Below are 15,429 nucleotides of genomic sequence, written 5' to 3'. Positions count from 1 at the left end.
ATGCTCTGCCAACCGAGGATAAGCGATTGTAAACGCTGTAAAAAACGCAGGTTTATGGACGGAAACTAGACTAGTCTCACGCCACAGCCACACACTCAATCTCGATGTCAAACTCCATCGGCCATGACGCCACAGGCACGAAGCTGCGCGCCGGCGGGTTGGTCGAAAAATACTTCGCATAGACCCGGTTGATGGCGTTGTAGAAGCCGGAATTGACGGCGTAGATGCGCACCATCACCACATTGTCCAGCGAGGTGCCGGCCGCTTCCAGGCAATGTTTCAGCGCTTTCAGCGACGCCTCGGTCTGCGTTTCGATGTCGCCGCGCACCATCTCGCCGGTCACCATGTCCACCGGCGGCGTCGCCGAGATGAACACGAAGCCGTTGGCCCTCACCGCTGTCGAACAGGGCAGGCCAAGCGCCCGCACCTTGGCCGACATGACCGGCACCTCGATGACTTCCTTCTTCACGGCAATCCTCCCTGGGTTTGCCGGGAGCTTATCGCGCCACCCGGCGAACGCCAGCGCGGACGCATGGTCCAGAGCCGCTCGGCTCAGCCCACCGCCACACATTCGATCTCGATATCGAACTCCATCGGCCATGACGCCACCGGCACGAAGGTCCGCGACGGCGGATTCTCGGGAAAATGCCTCGCATAGACCCGGTTGATGGCGTTGTAGAAGCCGGAATTGACGGCGTAGATGCGCACCATCACCACGTTGTCCAGCGAAGTGCCGGCCGCTTCCAGGCAATGCTTCAGCGCCTTCAGCGATGCTTCGGTCTGCGCTTCGATGTCGCCCTTGACCAGTCTGCCGGTCAAGATATCGAGCGGCGGCGTGCCGGACACGAAGACCAGCCCGGCGGCTTTGGTCACCAGCGACAGCGGCACGCCCAAGGCACGCACCGCTGCCGACAGCACCGGCACTTCGATGATTTCTTTCTTCACGGCAATCCTCCCTGGGTTTGCCGGGAGCTTATCGCGCCGCCCGGTGAACGCCAGCGCGGATGCATGGTCCAGGGCTACCCCTGCCCCGGATACCGCCTACCGTCCTTGTGCAGGAAACGTCCGTCGGAGCTCGGGCTCATCATGTCGATGTCGGAACAGGTGATGACATCGTCCGGGTCGCGCGAGCCGACCTCCAGATAGAGCGCCGTGGTGGACGACCGGTTGATCAGGTGATGGCCGTTGCCGCTGTTTTTGGCAAAGGTCGCGCAGTCGCCTGCCTTGAGCAGCGTCTCGCCGCCGTCCTCGACCAGCGTGAGTTCGCCTTCCAGCACGGTGACGAACTCGTCCTCATGGCTGTGCCAGTGGCGCTGGCTGGACCAGCCGCCGGGCGGCAAGGTCATCAGGTTGACGCCGAAATCGGTGAGCCCGCCCGCATCGCCCAGCCGCCGCCGCGTGCGATCGGCACAGGGTTGATCGAAAGGCGCGGGGTAGCCGGAGCCTTTGCGGATGGGCACGGCTGACAGGTCGATCTTGGGCATGGAATGCTATCCCGGTTTGTGCCGACATTGTAGTTTATCGCCGAGCAATGAAGCGCCTGCCGTGGTGCTCTACGGCGCCCCCCTCTGTCCTGCCGGACATCTCCCCCACGAGGGGGGAGATCGGATGTCGCGCCCGCTTTCGCCAATTTTCAACGTTGCAAGAAGAGGGCCGGCGCCACAGCTGCCAATCTCCCTCCTTGTGGGGGAGATGTCCGGCAGGACAGAGGGGGGCGCCGTAGAGCGCTGATCTTCGGATAAGGCGTCCTCCAACTCGGCGACGCCTAGAAGGCAAGGCCCTCCTAGTGACAACAAGCCTCGCCATATTGCAGCTGCTCGTTCCAGTTCGGCCGGCCCTCGGGCGTGAAATCCATCAGGTTCCACAGCGGCTCGCAGGTGCCGACGCCACGCGGATCCTGGCCTGGGTCCGTTGGCGCGAAATCCAGTTCGGAACTCCAGAAATGGCGGATGCCGTCGGCGTCGCGATGGAACACCGACAGCAGCGGCGACTGTGCGCCATCGGCCGCCTCCGCATTGTAGTCGCGCTTGAAGCCGTTGTTGGCCGAAGACACCAGCCGCATGTTGCGCCAGCCGCGGTCGCGGCCGAGCGTGACCAGGTTTTCGAGCGCGGTTTTCGCCACCACGGCGAAAGTGAAACCGGCGGCCTCGAGATGACCGACCGCGCCGTCGAACTGGTCGAGCAGCGCCGTGCAGGACGGGCATGGCTGGTCCGGCCGCGCGAGCTTCGCCGTGCCGCCGCTGGTCGCCACGTCGCGCGTCTCGCGCGGGTGGCGGGGAAACATCATGTTGTAGAGGATGAGGGAATCCTTGCCGGGCGCAAACAGCTCCGAGAGTTTTACCTTCGCGGGCTTGCCGTCCGGTCCGAGCGTGTCGAACACATAATCCTGCGGCACCAGCCCACCGGGCGGCAGCGCGCGCCGCGCAACCGCAACCTCTTCCATGGCGCGGCGCAGCCCGATTTCCTTCTGCAGCAGTTTTTCGCGGGCGGTGCGGTATTTGGCGGATTCGTTGGGAAAGGTGATCATGATCGGCTCCTTCGGTCGCGGCGCCGGCGTCCCGGCGCGGTTGCTCTGCGACCCAAGGACGTTTGGCGGCCATCGGTGCCGACATTTTTTTGCGCAGAGCTCGGGCGATTCCTTGCAGCGGAACCTCGCTCTCTTCCCAGCATTCTCCCCACAGGATAAGCCAGCAGTCCGGGGGACAAAATGCACAACGACGATGGCGACGAGATCGACCTGCGCTGCCCGCAAGTGGTGGCCGACAATGCCGCCAAGGGGCTGCGCCTGCGCGGCGAATTCGGCCGTGGCGGCACCGAGATCGGCGTGGCCCGCGCCACCGAACTGAAGAACCGGGAAAAGCTCGCGCCCTCCACCATCCGCCGCATGGTCAGCTATTTCGCCCGCCACGAGGTCGACAAGCGCGGCAGGAACTACGGCAACGAGCAAAACCCGTCGGCCGGCTACATCGCCTGGCTGCTGTGGGGCGGCGACGAGGGGCGCGCCTGGGCGCTGGACCTCAAGCGGAAGATCGGCAATGCGCCGGACATCTGAGCGCCCCGCTCAGCTGTACCAATCGACCTCGAACATGCCGAGCCGATCGTAGAGCCGCACTGCGGCGGCGTTCTCTTCGGTGTTGGTCTTCAGGTCGACATAGTCAGCGCCGCGTGCGCGAAAGGTGGCGAAGGCGTGCCACATCAGCGCTTCGGCAATGCCCTTGCCGCGCGCCTCGGGATGGACGGCGAGGTCCTTGACGAAGGCGCGTGTCCAACACAGCGCCGCCGCCGCCAGCCGGCCCTTGGCATCGATGACGAGGAAACACAGCGCCGGGTCGAATTCGGGATCGCCTGATATACGCGGCCACCACTCGTCGAACGGGCCATCGGCACCGTCGTCGAACACGTCGGTCAACAGCGCATGCAGGGCCGGCGCATCACCGGGCTCGAAGCAGCGCATCACAAAGCCTTCCGGCCAGTGCGCGGGAACCAGCGTCTCGTCGAGGATCTTGCGCAGCCGGATATCGTTCAGGGCCGGCGGCCGCGGTTCAGGCATCGCGCTCAGGCGTCGGGCTGCAGGCGGCTGCGCTGGCGGTCACGGCCAAGCCCGGTCGCCTCGAGCAGGCCCTTGCGCTTGGCATCGAAATAGTAGCCGGTCTGGTAGAGCCAGTCGGCCCGCTTGGCGTTGCCCCCGGACACCAGCCAGGCGCCACGCAGATATTTGACTGCGTATTTCAAATTGGTCTCGGCGTCGAACAGGCCCTTGGCCGGTCCGTCATAGCCCATGCCGCGCGCCGTCGCGTGCTTGATCTGCATCAGCCCCCAATGGCCATTGTTGTAGGCTTTCGGGTTGAAGGTGCTCTCGCGGTTGACGACATGGCGCACCAGATCGACCGGCACCTGATAGAGGGCGGCGTATTTCTCGATCAGACGCTCGACGTCGCCACGCACGCCTGGCGCGTGCTCTTCTTCCGCGGGTGCCATCGGGAACTGGACGAGGGCAGCCGGGTTCTGCGGCACCATATAGGCGACCTGCTGGACGCCTGGCACGACCTTCCGGTCGCCCTTGGCGGTCGCGGGCATTACGAGCCCGGCGGTCGTATAGGTCTCGGCCGTCTTGACGGGCTCGCCTGCGGTCGCCGGCGGCGGCGCTTGCCAGGCATTGGCGGTCATGATGGCAGGTACCGCCGGCGCTGCCGGGGTCGAGCCGGCAAAGGCGGCGGTCGCGGCAGCCGACTGGACGGCGGCATCGGGTGCCGGCGTGGCTGGGCCGGACGTCGATTCAGCCGTCTGAACGGGTGCGATTCCCGATGATTCCGGCAGCACCGAAACCGTCTCCGGCAGCGGTATCGTGAAGCCGGCGTCAGCGCCGGCGGCAGTCGCGGTTTCGGTCAGGGCAGGCGCGGATTTCATCTGCGAGGTCGACGTGCAACCGCTGATGCCGGCGGTAGCCAGGATCACGCCGATCGCGATAAGAGTGTGTTTTGCTGGCAAGCCGCGCTCGGGTCCGATTTGTCGGGTTATTAAGAAATTCCTTACACCAGCGATTCACGACCGGCAATCGGGGCCCTCAGGTGGTTTTCGGGTGGCGAGACTCTGGCCGGGATGCCATATTGTTCTGGATATGTACCGGGACGAATGCCGGATTTCGCCACTTTGCGGAAAGGAACGCATCATGGAAACGACATCTTCGATCACAGCCGGCCACGCAGTGTTAGAAACAGTGATCGGCTTCATGGGCATCGCCTGGAGCGAAAAGGGCCTGATCCGGCTCTGCCTGCCTGAACGCAGCCGCGAGGCGGTGGAACGGCGGCTGATGCGCCATGCCGGCGTTTCCGCCTCCACCGCCCAGCCGCCATGGGCCGTCGACCTGATCGCCTCGATCAAGGCCTATGCGGCCGGCGAGGATGTCGACTTCACCGGCGTACCGGTCGATCTCGACGGCGTCGACGACTTCCGCCTTGCCATCTACGACGCGGCGCGGAAGCTCGGCTACGGCGAAACCACCACCTATGGCGAGCTGGCCAAACGCGCCGGCCATGGCGGTCTGCCACGCGAAACCGGTGCTGCCCTTGGCGCCAATCCGGTGCCGCTGGTCATTCCCTGTCATCGCATCCTTGCCGCCGGCGGCAAGATCGGCGGCTTCTCGGCGCCCGGCGGCTCGAACACCAAGGAGAAGATGCTGGCCATGGAAGGCGTGCGCGTCGGCCCGCCGCCACCAGCGCAGGTTTCCTTCGGATTCTGAACCAGGCGTGCCCAAGAGGCGACAAGACAAGCGCCAACGAGGCGCCTAGTCGTTGTGGAAGAAGCGCCGGCGGAAATGCCGATCATAGTCCGGCCGCTTGCAGGTATAGACCGGACAGGACCTGGTGTCGGCGCTCGGCACGTAGGCGCGTGCTCTCACCTCGCCCATGGTGCAGAACTGCTCGCTCTGCACATAGCGGTCATAGAGCGGCAGGCCGGGTACCCGCGTCGACTGGTAACGCAGGATTACGGCGCCCTGCCGCGCGATCGTCGACTGCACACGCCCGCAGCTCATACGCGTCGGATCATAGCGTGAGATCGCCTGCGCCTCGGCGGCCACCAGCGTCAGGCAGGCGGCAAGCAGAATGGTTTTCATGGTCCTCTCCCCCAAGCTCCTCCCGGATTGAACACCGCCGGGGCCCGATCCTGTTGCGACGCTCTCACGCGATTGGGGCGGCCATTGGGCGGCATCCTGATCACGGCCTTCTCACGCAGTCTTGTTTTTCGTGCGAAAGCAGCCTATATGCGTTCCATTGATATTTCGGCCGATCGATCCGGGCCTCGCGATAATCGCGTTTGCTGACGTCTATCTCCAAAATCTCGATGCACACCGGCTGGACTTCGGTCCGGTCAATCTAAAGCAAATGTGAAGGACTATCTAAATGGCAACTGGAACGGTCAAGTGGTTCAACGCCACCAAGGGCTTCGGCTTCATCCAGCCTGACGCGGGCGGCGCGGACGTATTCGTCCACATCTCCGCTGTCGAGCGTGCTGGACTGTCGACGCTGGTCGAAGGCCAGAAGATCAACTTCGAGATCGAGCAGGACCGCCGCACTGGCAAGTCGTCCGCTGGATCTCTGAGCAAGGCAGCCTGATTTTGCGAATGGCGCGCGCCGGGCGAGAGCTCGGGGCGCGCGGCAAGTCACGGATGTACTGACAGTCGCGCGAGAAGCGCGCCGGAGCGGAAAGACCCGACAGACTGGATCAGCAGATAGCTGCCAGCCCGGACTGGACGCTCCCGATCAGGCTACCGAAAATGGGAAGGCGGGATTTATCCCGCCTTTTTGTTTGTCTGGGGTTCAGGCACCGACAATTGGCTAAACCGGCGATACAGCGTCCTTCTCCCCGTCCCTACACGGGGAGAAGTGCCCGGCAGGGCGATGAGGGGCAGCGCGACGCCTCAAGATTGCCTATCGCCAAACCAAGCCCAACTACGACAAAGGCTGGCGCCGCCCCTCATCTGGCTGCCGAAGCTTTCGCCAATCTCCAAAGTTGCTCACCCCACCCAGTCCATCGGCACATGCCCTGGATCCGCCTCCACCCGTTTCAGCCAGGCTGCCACCGCTGGATAGGCATCAAGCTGGAAGCCGCCCTGCTCTGCCGTATGCGTATAGGCATAGAGCGCGATGTCGGCGACGCTGTAGGCACCGCCAGCGAAGAACGCATTGGCTTCCAGAAATTTGTTCATCACGCCGAGCGCCTTGTTGCCACGCTCCAGCGTCACCGCCAGCCGCTCCGGCGTCGCATCCCGGGCGCGTTCGGGAAAGGTCAGCAGCGCCTTGCGCACCGCGATATAGGGCTCATGGCTGTATTGCTCGAAGAACAGCCATTGATAGGCCAGTCCCCGTTCGTACCTGTCCGCCGGCAGGAAGCGCGTGCCGTCGGCGAGATAGAGCAGGATGGCGTTGGATTCGGCAAGCCGCCGGCCGTCGTCGAGCTCGAGCAGCGGCACCATGGCGTTCGGGTTCTTGGCGATATAGTCCGCTTTTCGCGTCTCACCCGTATGCGAACTCACCTCGACATTGGTGAAGGCGAGGCCAAGCTTGGCCATCAGCAGCCGTGGCTTGTAGCAATTGCCGCTGTCGATCATGCCGTAGAGTATCATTGCAGTTCCCCGGTGCGCTGCCTCTGCCGGCGTGATTATCGCAGCGGCGACGTCCTCAACCAATGATTTGTTTTGGCAGGACCATCAGCGCCGCTGATGTAAGCGTCCTTCTCCCCGTTTACGGGGAGAAGTGCCCGGCAGGGCGATGAGGGGCAGTGCGACGCATCAGGATTTTTCTCTTCGGACCTGAGCCGTCTACCGCGAGACCGCCATCTTCTCCCCGTATAGTGACGGGGAGAAGAACGACCTCGCCACGGATTTCGCCAACCGCCGACGCGCCCTAGCCAAACAGCGGCACAACCTTGCTATCCCTGCCAAGCAGCGTGTCGACGGAGAGCGGCTCTTCGTTGAAGATCGTGCCGGCCAGCGCCGGACGGGCGAGAAGAAACCCCTGCAGCAGGTCGACGCCGCCTTCGAGCGCGACGCGCAGGTGTGTGGGCTGCTCGATGCCTTCGACCAGCACCTTGGCGCCACGGTCGTGCAAGGTCGAAACCAGCGGGCGGAAGAACCGTTCGGCGGCGGCATGGCGGCAGAACTCGGCGAACCAGGTGCCGTCGATCTTGACGATGTCGGGATGGAGCAGGCTGACCCGCTCCTCCGTCGAGTGGCCGGTGCCGAAATCGTCGATGGCGATGCGGATCCCGTCGCGCCGCATTTCGCGCACCAGTCGGATGAGAAGCGCGTCGTCGGCCGCCTGTTCTGTGATTTCGCAGACCAGCATCCCCGGCGCGAGGCCGAAATCGCCGAGATACCTGGTCATCAGCCGGATCTCGGCCAGCGCCCGCCCGGGATGGTCGTTGATCAGCGGATTGTAGTTGAAGAACAGATCGAGCCCGTCGACGCCGATGTTGTGAAAATTCCTGAGGTGAAGCACCCGACACATGGTCTCGACAAACAAGCGGTCGGAAGCGGCGATGCTTTCGAAGAACACCTTCGGCGCACCGGGGCGGCCGGCACGGTGCGGCTCGATCAGGGCTTCGACCGCGACGGCGTGAAGGAAGCGGCCGCGCGGCGCGAAAATCGGCTGATAGGCGCTGCGCAGCCGGAACTCGCCATGGATGCCGTATTCGATACCGACTTCGTCGACCTGGATCGCGTTGCCGACATCGCGCCGCCGCTCGCGCTTCATGGCGCCACCTTGCGCCCGAAGGGTTTTGCCGGCCGCGTCGCATGCGGTGAGGCCGATTGGACAGGCGCGGCTTCAACGGCCGCGGGGGCGGCCTGCTGCGTGGATTTGCCGAAGACGCGAAAGCTTGTCGGTGCAAGCTCGGGCCGCGCCAGCACGAAACCCTGCACCATCGACGCTCCCGATTTCTCGGCGAGTTCCAGTTGCCAGCCCTCCTCGATGCCCTCGAACACAGTGCGGATGCCTTGCTGCTCGAAACTTTTCACCATCGTGGTCAGCAGCGCGAAGCCGGCCCCGGACTCCATCAGCTGCGTGATCCAGAAGGCGTCGAATTTGACGATGTCGGGCTTTAGCTGCTTGATGCGGTTGATGTCGGAATCATCGGCGCCATAATCGTCGACGGCGATGCGAAAGCCGTTGGCCCGCAGCGCGGCGACGAAACTGTGCAGGGTCTCCTGCGACGCCGAGCGCTGCTCGGTCACTTCGCAGACCACACGGCGCGGATCGATGCCGGCCTCGTGCAGCACCAGCCGCATTTCGCGCAAGGCATTGTCGGCAACGGTGCGCTCGGTGAACACCGACGGGTCGAAATTGACGAAGATCGAGGCCTCCTCCGGCAAACAGGCGCCGGCGTTCAGAAGATGCAGCGTCCTGGTCAGCGCCTCGACATGCAGGCGGTCGGCGGCCGGACAGGTGCTGAAAAAGCTCATCGGCGATTGCGGCTCGCCGTCGCGGAACGGCCGGATCAGCCCTTCGAACGCGGCCACCGACAGCTTGCCTTCGTTGAAGGCGAAGATCGGCTGGAAGGCGCTTTGCAGCGTGTAGATGCCCCAGACACCGGTGGAGGTGCCGTCGTCCTGACGGATGATGTGGGCAAGCCCGATGCTGCGCGACACGGTTCCTCGCTCCGCAAACTGGCGGTCAAACTGCGATCCTGTCACGCAAGCCTCTACCGCCCGTTAATGAATTTATCGTTTCCGATCACGGCTCCTTGAGGCCTGGATCAGCCGACAATGCTTGCACTGCGCGAAATCATGCGACATGAGAAGCGCCGCGGCCGCTCCCGGCCCGCGCCGACCTTGTTTGGAGATATCCGGTCATGGCCTTTCTCGCCGACGCCCTTTCCCGCGTAAAGCCTTCCGCGACCATTGCGGTGACGCAGAAAGCGCGCGAGCTGAAAAATGCCGGCCGTGACATTATCGGCCTCGGCGCCGGCGAGCCGGACTTCGATACGCCCGACAACATCAAGAATGCGGCGATCGAGGCAATCCGCCGTGGCGAAACCAAATATCCGCCGGTGTCGGGCATCGTGCCGCTGCGCGAGGCGATCGCGAAGAAGTTCAAGCGCGAAAACAATCTCGACTACAAGCCCGAGCAGACCATTGTCGGCACCGGCGGCAAGCAGATCCTGTTCAACGCCTTCATGGCGACACTGAACCCCGGTGACGAGGTCATCATACCGCGCCCCTACTGGGTCAGTTATCCTGAGATGGTGGCGATATGCGGCGGCACCTCCGTGTTTGCCGACACCTCGATCGACAACGGCTTCAAGCTGACCGCCGCGGTGCTGGAAAAGGCAATCACGCCACGCACCAAATGGCTGCTGATGAACTCGCCGTCGAACCCGTCGGGTGCCGCCTATACCGAGGCTGAATTGCGCGCGCTGGCCGACGTGCTGTTGAAGCATCCGCATGTCTGGACGCTGACCGATGACATGTACGAGCACCTGACCTATGGCGACTTCGTCTTCAAGACCATCGCCGAAGTCGAGCCGAAGCTCTACGAGCGCACGCTGACCATGAATGGCGTGTCGAAGGCCTATGCCATGACCGGCTGGCGCATCGGCTATGCCGCCGGTCCGGTGGCGCTGATCAAGGCGATGGACATGATCCAGGGCCAGCAGACCTCGGGCGCCTGCACCATCGCGCAATGGGCATCGGTCGAGGCGCTCAACGGCCCGCAGGACTTCATCGCCAGGAACAAGGCGATCTTCCAGGGCCGGCGCGATCTCGTCGTGTCGATGCTCAACCAGGCGCGCGGCATAACCTGCCCGTCGCCGGAAGGCGCCTTCTACGTCTATCCGTCCTGCGCCCAGCTGATCGGCAAGAAGACCAAAGCCGGCAAGGTGATCGACACCGACGAAACCTTCTGCTCGGAACTGCTCGAGGCCGAGGGGGTCGCGGTGGTGTTCGGCTCGGCCTTCGGCCTCGGTCCCAACTTCCGCATCTCCTACGCCACTTCGGAGACGCTGCTTGAGGAAGCCTGCACGCGCATCCAGCGCTTCACGGCATCGCTGACCTGATCAGGCCAGTCTTGAAACTGAAAACCCGGCTTCACCGCCGGGTTTTTTATTGGCAACGACGCCTCCTCACCGGCTCGGCACTCAGCCGCCATATTGGACTGACGTCACCTCTTCCAACCAGTCGGCATGGACACCGTCGAGCGCCTCCTGCATGGCGATATGCGTCATCGCCGATTTCGGCGCCGCACCGTGCCAGTGCTTTTCGCCAGGTCCGAACGAGATCACGTCGCCGGCCCTGATCTCCTGGACCGGCTCGCCCCATGTCTGGGCAAGGCCTGCGCCTGAGGTGACATAGAGTGTCTGGCCGAGCGGATGCGTGTGCCAGTGGGTGCGCGCGCCCGGCTCGAAGCTGACCAGCGTGGCCCGCAGCCGCGCCGGCGCCTCCTTCTCGATGATCGGCGTCTGCAACACGCGGCCGGTGAAGTACTTCTCCGGCGCTATGATGGTCGGCACGCTGCCGCAAGCAATGATCTTCATCGTGGAAACCCTGGAACTTGGTGAGGTGATGGCGACAAACGCCGCCGGACATTGGCGCAAGATCCATTGTCGGCCGATATCATCCCAGGCGCAACCGGCCGTTTCGCGCACCGCCGCAAGACCGATTTTTTCTCCTTAACCATGAACGCTCCCCGCACCGTGTCGCGGCACCGAACGATGGCGAATTCAATGTCTTCTTAACAGCTGCTCACTAGCCCTGAGCCCGCATTTCAAGGGGCGATGAGATGAGCATATTGGCGACGATCAAGGATCACAGCGGCCGGATCTACCGCGGCATCCAGTTGCTGCTTCTGATCAGCATCGGCGCCGCGGTGCTTGGCGCGGTCGACCTTTCGCGAGACCAGCCGTCCAGCAACGCCTTCGCTATCTCGATCCTCGCCACCAGCCTGGCCCTGCTGGCCCTGATGTATATGCGCAGCAGCGTCGTCCATCGCTTGCGGTCGGCCGCCGCCGCAGAGGCGGAAAAGCATCATTTCCTGACCAGGGACGCGATGACCGGGGCGATGACCCGCCGCTATTTCCTCGAAGCGCTGCACGACAGTCTCGGCAGCATGCGCGACCGGCGCGATGCGACCTTGCTGTTGATCGACGTCGATCACTTCAAGCAGCTCAACGACACGTTCGGACATCAGTTCGGCGACCTCGCTCTGGCACATCTGGTCAAGACCGCCGAGCGCATCTTTGCCGGAGGCATGGTCGGACGGCTCGGCGGCGACGAATTCGGCGTCATCGTCCCGCACAACGATCTCGCCATCATCAACAAGAAAGTCAGGCGCTTGCTGGATGCCATGCGGGCCGGGAAATCGCATGAGGGCAAGACCATCCCGCTCTCCATTTCCGTCGGCCTGGCGCTGGCGCCGGCACATGCCTCAAACACGACGGAACTGATGCTGGTCGCCGACCTGGCGCTCTATGAAAGCAAGGCGGCGGGTCGTGGCCGCGTCACCGTGTTCGACGAGGAGATGCTGTCCGACAAGCGCTATCGTCGCCTGGTCGAGCGGGAGTTGCGCGCGGCGGTCTATCTCGGCGAACTCGAGCTGCACTACCAGCCGATCGTCAATCCGGACAGTTCCACCTGTGGCTTCGAAGGGCTGATCCGCTGGCGCCACCCGGTTCGTGGTCTGATCTCGCCGGCCGAGTTCATTCCGATCGCCGAACGCTCGACCCTGATCGACATGCTCGGCGAGTGGGTGTTCAAGCGGGCCTGCGCCGATATCAGCCATTTCCCGGGACGCCGCATATCGATCAACGTCTCCGGCGAACAGCTGAAGCGTGACGAGATCGTCACCATGTGCGATCGCGTGCTGAAGGAAACCGGCCGTTGCGCCGCGCAATTCGTCATCGAGATCACCGAGACGGTGGCGACCGCCGCCACGCCCGAAATCCTGCGACGCCTCGAAGCGTTGCGCGGCCTCGGCTTCCACATCGCGCTCGACGACTTCGGCACCGGCCATTGCGGCTTCAACTATCTGAAGACCTTGCCGATAGACAGCATCAAGATCGACCGCTCCTACATCCGCAGCCTCGCCCATGACCAGGTGGCGCAGATTTTCGTTTCGGCGCTCGCCCAGATCGCACGCATCCAGGACGTCACCATCGTCGCCGAGGGCGTCGAGACGCAAGAGGAATTCGCCCTGGTCAAGGCCGCCGGCTGCAATCGTTTCCAGGGCTATTTCTTCGGCCGGCCGGCGCCGCGCGACAAGCTTGGTCCGTTGCATGCCGTCCATGCCGAGCCGCTGGCGCTGAGCGCCTGAGGCCACACCGAAGAATTTCTATTTTTCTTGCCCTGCCGGCAAACAAGTGGGACGATGGCTTCGGGCAGGTGGCCAAACCAAAAGAACCCCGCCCGCGACGGTCGAACAGGCCGGCCGCCGCTCAGGACCGATTGACCAAGCCTGAACCATGCATGCCAGTCGGTCCTACGGGAAACGCCTGAGTGGAGGTCAGTCATGGGTACTCGCGCCGGAGGACGACGCACGGGACCGAAATGCATTGCCATAATCGGTCCCTTCGCCAGCGGTAAGACGACACTTCTCGAAGCCATACTGGCCCGCACGGGCTCAATCCCCCGACAAAACCCCGTCTCATCAGGCAACACCGTTTCAGATCATTCGCCAGAGGCGCGGGCCCACGCGATGAGCGTCGAGGCGACCTTCGCCACCACCGAATTCATGGGCGAGCAGCTTACTTTCGTCGATTGTCCCGGCTCCATCGAATTCTCCTTCGAGGCCGAGCCGGTGCTGGCCGCCTGCGACCTCGCTGTGGTCGTTGCCGAGGCCGACGAAAAGAAGATCCCTGCCCTGCAGCTGATCATGCGCAGGCTCGACGATCTCGGCGTGCCGCGCATCCTGTTCCTCAACAAGGTCGACAAGGCAATCGCCGGCGTGCGCGACACCCTGAAGATGCTGCAGCCGGCCAGCGCCGTGCCGCTGCTGCTGCGCCAGATTCCGCTGCGCAAGGATGGCGTCGTCATCGGCTCGATCGATCTGGCGCTGGAGCGCGCTTACATCTATCGCGAATATGCCGAAAGCGAAGTGGCCGAAATACCTGGCGATGACAAGGCGCGCGAACTGGAGGCGCGCTTCTCCATGCTGGAGACGCTGGCCGATCATGACGACCAACTGATGGAACAACTGCTCGAGGAGATCGAGCCGCCCAAGGACGCCATCTTCGACGACCTCGCCGCCGATCTGCGCGATGGCGCGGTGACGCCGGTGCTGATCGGCACAGCCGAGAAAGGCAATGGCGTGCTGCGCCTCTTGAAGGCGATCCGCCACGACGCGCCGGACATCGAGGCGACCCGCAAGCGGCTGGGCGCCCCCGACGGCGCGGCCACAGTGGCTCAGGTGATGAAGACCATCCACACGCCGCATGGCGGCAAGCTGTCGGTGTCGCGCATCCTGTCAGGCCAGGTCGTCGACGGCTCCGAACTCTGGCTGCCCGGCGGCAACACGGCGAAGGTTTCCGGCATCTACCGAATGCTCGGCAAGGATCAGTTCAAGCTCACCATCGCCAAGGCCGGCGACACGGTGGCGCTGGGCAAGCTGGATGAGGTCAAGACCGGCCAGACGCTGAGTTCGGCCAAGGGCGGCATCAAGCCGCTGCTTGAGTTCGAGCCGCCGCAGCCGGTCTTCGCTTTCGCGCTGCGCCCCAAGGAGCGCAAGGACGAAGTGAAGATGTCGGCCGCCATCCAGCGCCTGGCGGAGGAAGACCCCTCGCTCAGCCTGCGCCACAACCAGGACTCGGCCGAGACCGTGCTGTCGGGCCATGGCGAGATGCATCTGCGTGTCGTGCGCGAGCGGCTGGAAGGCAAGAACCAGATCCCGGTCGAAGGTCATGCGCCGGCGGTGCCCTATCGCGAGACGATCCGCAAATCGGCGCAGCAGCGCGGCCGGCACAAGAAACAGTCGGGCGGCCATGGCCAGTTCGGCGACGTGGTGATCGAGATCAAGCCGCTGCCGCGCGGCTCCGGCTTCCAGTTCACCGACACCATCACCGGCGGCGTCGTGCCGAAGACCTATATCCAGTCGGTCGAGACTGGCGTGCGCGACTATCTGAAGTCGGGGCCGCTCGGCTTTCCCGTCGTCGATGTCGCCGTCAACCTCTCGGACGGCTCCTACCACGCGGTTGATTCCTCCGACATGGCCTTCCAGATGGCGGCCAGACTGGCGATGAAGGAAGGCATGGCCGCCTGCTCGCCGGTGCTTCTGGAACCGGTGATGAAGGTCGAGATCGTCACGCCCTCCGACGCGACCTCGAAGATCATCGCGCTCATCCCGCAGCGGCGCGGCCAGATCCTCGGCTATGATGCGCGGCCTGCCTGGCCGGGATGGGATGTTGTCGAGGCGACCATGCCGCAGGCCGAGATCGGCGACCTGATCATCGAGTTGCGCTCGGCGACCGCTGGCGTCGCCAGCTACCGCGCCGTCTTCGACCACATGGCCGAACTCACCGGGCGTCTCGCCGACGAAGCGATGAATGCCAACGGCAAGGCTGCCTGATTCGGTCTTCCCCTCGAACCCCGGTTCGAGGGGGGCCAAATGAAAACGACGCCCGGCGGGGACCGGACGTCGTTATATTCGCGGACCGTTTCCCAGGAGGCAAAACGGAAGGTCCGCCGCATCTGGCGCCGCCGAGCTTCGGCAGCGAAAATGGTTCGGACGCGGTAGCCGCCTGAGCCCGGGCCGTTCGAGTGATGCCCCCATCTCCCGCACGACCACACCGCGTCCTATGGTGTGGATAGCACGTGTCGGGCGTCCATGTCATGTTACCTGAGGTTACATGTCACTGTTACGTGGCAATTCTGATGAATTTTCGAGTTGCTCCGGCAGGGCTCGGGCAACAAAAAAGCCGGATCAACGAAGATCCGGCTGAGTTTGA

17 protein-coding genes are annotated in these 15,429 nt (G+C 63.8%); 6 read left to right on the top strand and 11 right to left on the bottom strand.

Translation table 11 applies throughout. From position 1 onward, the window contains the following. Window positions 1-76 precede the first annotated feature (76 nt). The 4 genes from CGZ66_RS33505 to CGZ66_RS33485 form a co-directional block, all read right to left on the bottom strand. Entirely contained in the window at window positions 77-469 is a 393-nt protein-coding gene (locus CGZ66_RS33505) for a RidA family protein (protein ID WP_027044169.1), read from the bottom strand. 83 nt (window positions 470-552) lie between these two features. Further along, window positions 553-945: a RidA family protein gene (locus CGZ66_RS33500; protein WP_095090946.1), complete on the bottom strand. Its 393-nt coding sequence runs from the start codon at window positions 943-945 to the stop codon at window positions 553-555. 74 nt (window positions 946-1,019) lie between these two features. Then, window positions 1,020-1,484, bottom strand: a complete 465-nt coding sequence (locus tag CGZ66_RS33495; RefSeq protein WP_095090945.1) for a cupin domain-containing protein — start codon at window positions 1,482-1,484, stop codon at window positions 1,020-1,022. A gap of 299 nt (window positions 1,485-1,783) precedes the next feature. Then, complete coding sequence (locus CGZ66_RS33485; RefSeq protein WP_095090944.1) at window positions 1,784-2,527, bottom strand: DUF899 family protein; 744 nt, start codon at window positions 2,525-2,527, stop codon at window positions 1,784-1,786. A 180-nt stretch (window positions 2,528-2,707) separates the two neighbouring features. Between CGZ66_RS33485 and CGZ66_RS33480 the strand changes: the two genes are divergently transcribed. After that, window positions 2,708-3,052, top strand: a complete 345-nt coding sequence (locus CGZ66_RS33480; protein WP_095090943.1) for a hypothetical protein — start codon at window positions 2,708-2,710, stop codon at window positions 3,050-3,052. 9 nt (window positions 3,053-3,061) lie between these two features. On the opposite strand, the gene CGZ66_RS33475 is transcribed toward CGZ66_RS33480, so the two are convergent. Further along, window positions 3,062-3,550 carry a GNAT family N-acetyltransferase gene (locus tag CGZ66_RS33475; RefSeq protein ID WP_095090942.1) on the bottom strand — a complete coding sequence of 163 codons (489 nt, stop codon included), beginning with the start codon at window positions 3,548-3,550 and terminating at the stop codon, window positions 3,062-3,064. A 5-nt stretch (window positions 3,551-3,555) separates the two neighbouring features. After that, complete coding sequence (locus CGZ66_RS33470) at window positions 3,556-4,488, bottom strand: lytic transglycosylase domain-containing protein (RefSeq protein WP_095090941.1); 933 nt, start codon at window positions 4,486-4,488, stop codon at window positions 3,556-3,558. Window positions 4,489-4,669: 181 nt separating this feature from the next. Between CGZ66_RS33470 and CGZ66_RS33465 the strand changes: the two genes are divergently transcribed. Beyond that, window positions 4,670-5,239, top strand: a complete 570-nt coding sequence (locus tag CGZ66_RS33465) for a methylated-DNA--[protein]-cysteine S-methyltransferase (RefSeq protein ID WP_095090940.1) — start codon at window positions 4,670-4,672, stop codon at window positions 5,237-5,239. Between the two features lie 45 nt (window positions 5,240-5,284). Here CGZ66_RS33465 and CGZ66_RS33460 read toward each other — a convergent pair whose 3' ends face one another. Continuing rightward, window positions 5,285-5,614 (bottom strand): hypothetical protein, encoded by a 330-nt coding sequence (locus CGZ66_RS33460; RefSeq protein ID WP_095090939.1) that lies wholly within the window; start codon window positions 5,612-5,614, stop codon window positions 5,285-5,287. A 286-nt stretch (window positions 5,615-5,900) separates the two neighbouring features. Between CGZ66_RS33460 and CGZ66_RS33455 the strand changes: the two genes are divergently transcribed. Further along, window positions 5,901-6,113: a cold-shock protein gene (locus CGZ66_RS33455; protein ID WP_010910991.1), complete on the top strand. Its 213-nt coding sequence runs from the start codon at window positions 5,901-5,903 to the stop codon at window positions 6,111-6,113. A 401-nt stretch (window positions 6,114-6,514) separates the two neighbouring features. Here the strand turns inward: CGZ66_RS33455 and CGZ66_RS33450 are convergent, their stop codons facing one another. The 3 genes from CGZ66_RS33450 to CGZ66_RS33440 form a co-directional block, all read right to left on the bottom strand. Then, window positions 6,515-7,123 carry a glutathione S-transferase family protein gene (locus CGZ66_RS33450; protein WP_095090938.1) on the bottom strand — a complete coding sequence of 203 codons (609 nt, stop codon included), beginning with the start codon at window positions 7,121-7,123 and terminating at the stop codon, window positions 6,515-6,517. Between the two features lie 280 nt (window positions 7,124-7,403). Then, window positions 7,404-8,252: an EAL domain-containing protein gene (locus CGZ66_RS33445; RefSeq protein WP_095090937.1), complete on the bottom strand. Its 849-nt coding sequence runs from the start codon at window positions 8,250-8,252 to the stop codon at window positions 7,404-7,406. After that, window positions 8,249-9,145: an EAL domain-containing protein gene (locus tag CGZ66_RS33440; protein ID WP_095090936.1), complete on the bottom strand. Its 897-nt coding sequence runs from the start codon at window positions 9,143-9,145 to the stop codon at window positions 8,249-8,251. The genes CGZ66_RS33445 and CGZ66_RS33440 overlap by 4 nt, the downstream gene beginning before the upstream one ends. Window positions 9,146-9,348: 203 nt before the next feature. Here CGZ66_RS33440 and CGZ66_RS33435 point away from each other — a divergent pair, with 203 nt between their 5' ends. After that, complete coding sequence (locus CGZ66_RS33435) at window positions 9,349-10,551, top strand: pyridoxal phosphate-dependent aminotransferase (RefSeq protein WP_095090935.1); 1,203 nt, start codon at window positions 9,349-9,351, stop codon at window positions 10,549-10,551. Window positions 10,552-10,632: 81 nt separating this feature from the next. Here the strand turns inward: CGZ66_RS33435 and CGZ66_RS33430 are convergent, their stop codons facing one another. Beyond that, window positions 10,633-11,028, bottom strand: a complete 396-nt coding sequence (locus tag CGZ66_RS33430) for a (R)-mandelonitrile lyase (RefSeq protein WP_095090934.1) — start codon at window positions 11,026-11,028, stop codon at window positions 10,633-10,635. 245 nt (window positions 11,029-11,273) lie between these two features. Between CGZ66_RS33430 and CGZ66_RS33425 the strand changes: the two genes are divergently transcribed. Further along, window positions 11,274-12,803, top strand: coding sequence for a putative bifunctional diguanylate cyclase/phosphodiesterase (locus tag CGZ66_RS33425; protein WP_095090933.1), 1,530 nt, complete (start codon window positions 11,274-11,276; stop codon window positions 12,801-12,803). Window positions 12,804-12,998: 195 nt separating this feature from the next. Continuing rightward, window positions 12,999-15,050, top strand: coding sequence for an elongation factor G (locus CGZ66_RS33420; RefSeq protein ID WP_095090932.1), 2,052 nt, complete (start codon window positions 12,999-13,001; stop codon window positions 15,048-15,050). Window positions 15,051-15,429 lie beyond the last annotated feature (379 nt).

The organism is Mesorhizobium sophorae (assembly GCF_002270415.1).
GTDB classification, from domain to species: Bacteria; Pseudomonadota; Alphaproteobacteria; order Rhizobiales; family Rhizobiaceae; genus Mesorhizobium; species Mesorhizobium sophorae.
Note: the sequence above shows the minus strand (reverse complement) of the source record. Positions and strands in the feature narration are given on the sequence as shown.

What these genes read in the sequence shown, in the direction of transcription:
- CGZ66_RS33480 (WP_095090943.1), top strand. Translation starts at nt 2,708, where the DNA reads ATGCACAACGACGATGGCGACGAGATCGACCTGCGCTGCCCGCAAGTG.
- CGZ66_RS33430 (WP_095090934.1), bottom strand. Translation starts at nt 11,028, where the DNA reads ATGAAGATCATTGCTTGCGGCAGCGTGCCGACCATCATAGCGCCGGAG.
- CGZ66_RS33455 (WP_010910991.1), top strand. Translation starts at nt 5,901, where the DNA reads ATGGCAACTGGAACGGTCAAGTGGTTCAACGCCACCAAGGGCTTCGGC.
- CGZ66_RS33445 (WP_095090937.1), bottom strand. Translation starts at nt 8,252, where the DNA reads ATGAAGCGCGAGCGGCGGCGCGATGTCGGCAACGCGATCCAGGTCGAC.
- CGZ66_RS33420 (WP_095090932.1), top strand. Translation starts at nt 12,999, where the DNA reads ATGGGTACTCGCGCCGGAGGACGACGCACGGGACCGAAATGCATTGCC.
- CGZ66_RS33485 (WP_095090944.1), bottom strand. Translation starts at nt 2,527, where the DNA reads ATGATCACCTTTCCCAACGAATCCGCCAAATACCGCACCGCCCGCGAA.
- CGZ66_RS33435 (WP_095090935.1), top strand. Translation starts at nt 9,349, where the DNA reads ATGGCCTTTCTCGCCGACGCCCTTTCCCGCGTAAAGCCTTCCGCGACC.
- CGZ66_RS33495 (WP_095090945.1), bottom strand. Translation starts at nt 1,484, where the DNA reads ATGCCCAAGATCGACCTGTCAGCCGTGCCCATCCGCAAAGGCTCCGGC.
- CGZ66_RS33450 (WP_095090938.1), bottom strand. Translation starts at nt 7,123, where the DNA reads ATGATACTCTACGGCATGATCGACAGCGGCAATTGCTACAAGCCACGG.
- CGZ66_RS33465 (WP_095090940.1), top strand. Translation starts at nt 4,670, where the DNA reads ATGGAAACGACATCTTCGATCACAGCCGGCCACGCAGTGTTAGAAACA.
- CGZ66_RS33460 (WP_095090939.1), bottom strand. Translation starts at nt 5,614, where the DNA reads ATGAAAACCATTCTGCTTGCCGCCTGCCTGACGCTGGTGGCCGCCGAG.
- CGZ66_RS33425 (WP_095090933.1), top strand. Translation starts at nt 11,274, where the DNA reads ATGAGCATATTGGCGACGATCAAGGATCACAGCGGCCGGATCTACCGC.
- CGZ66_RS33475 (WP_095090942.1), bottom strand. Translation starts at nt 3,550, where the DNA reads ATGCCTGAACCGCGGCCGCCGGCCCTGAACGATATCCGGCTGCGCAAG.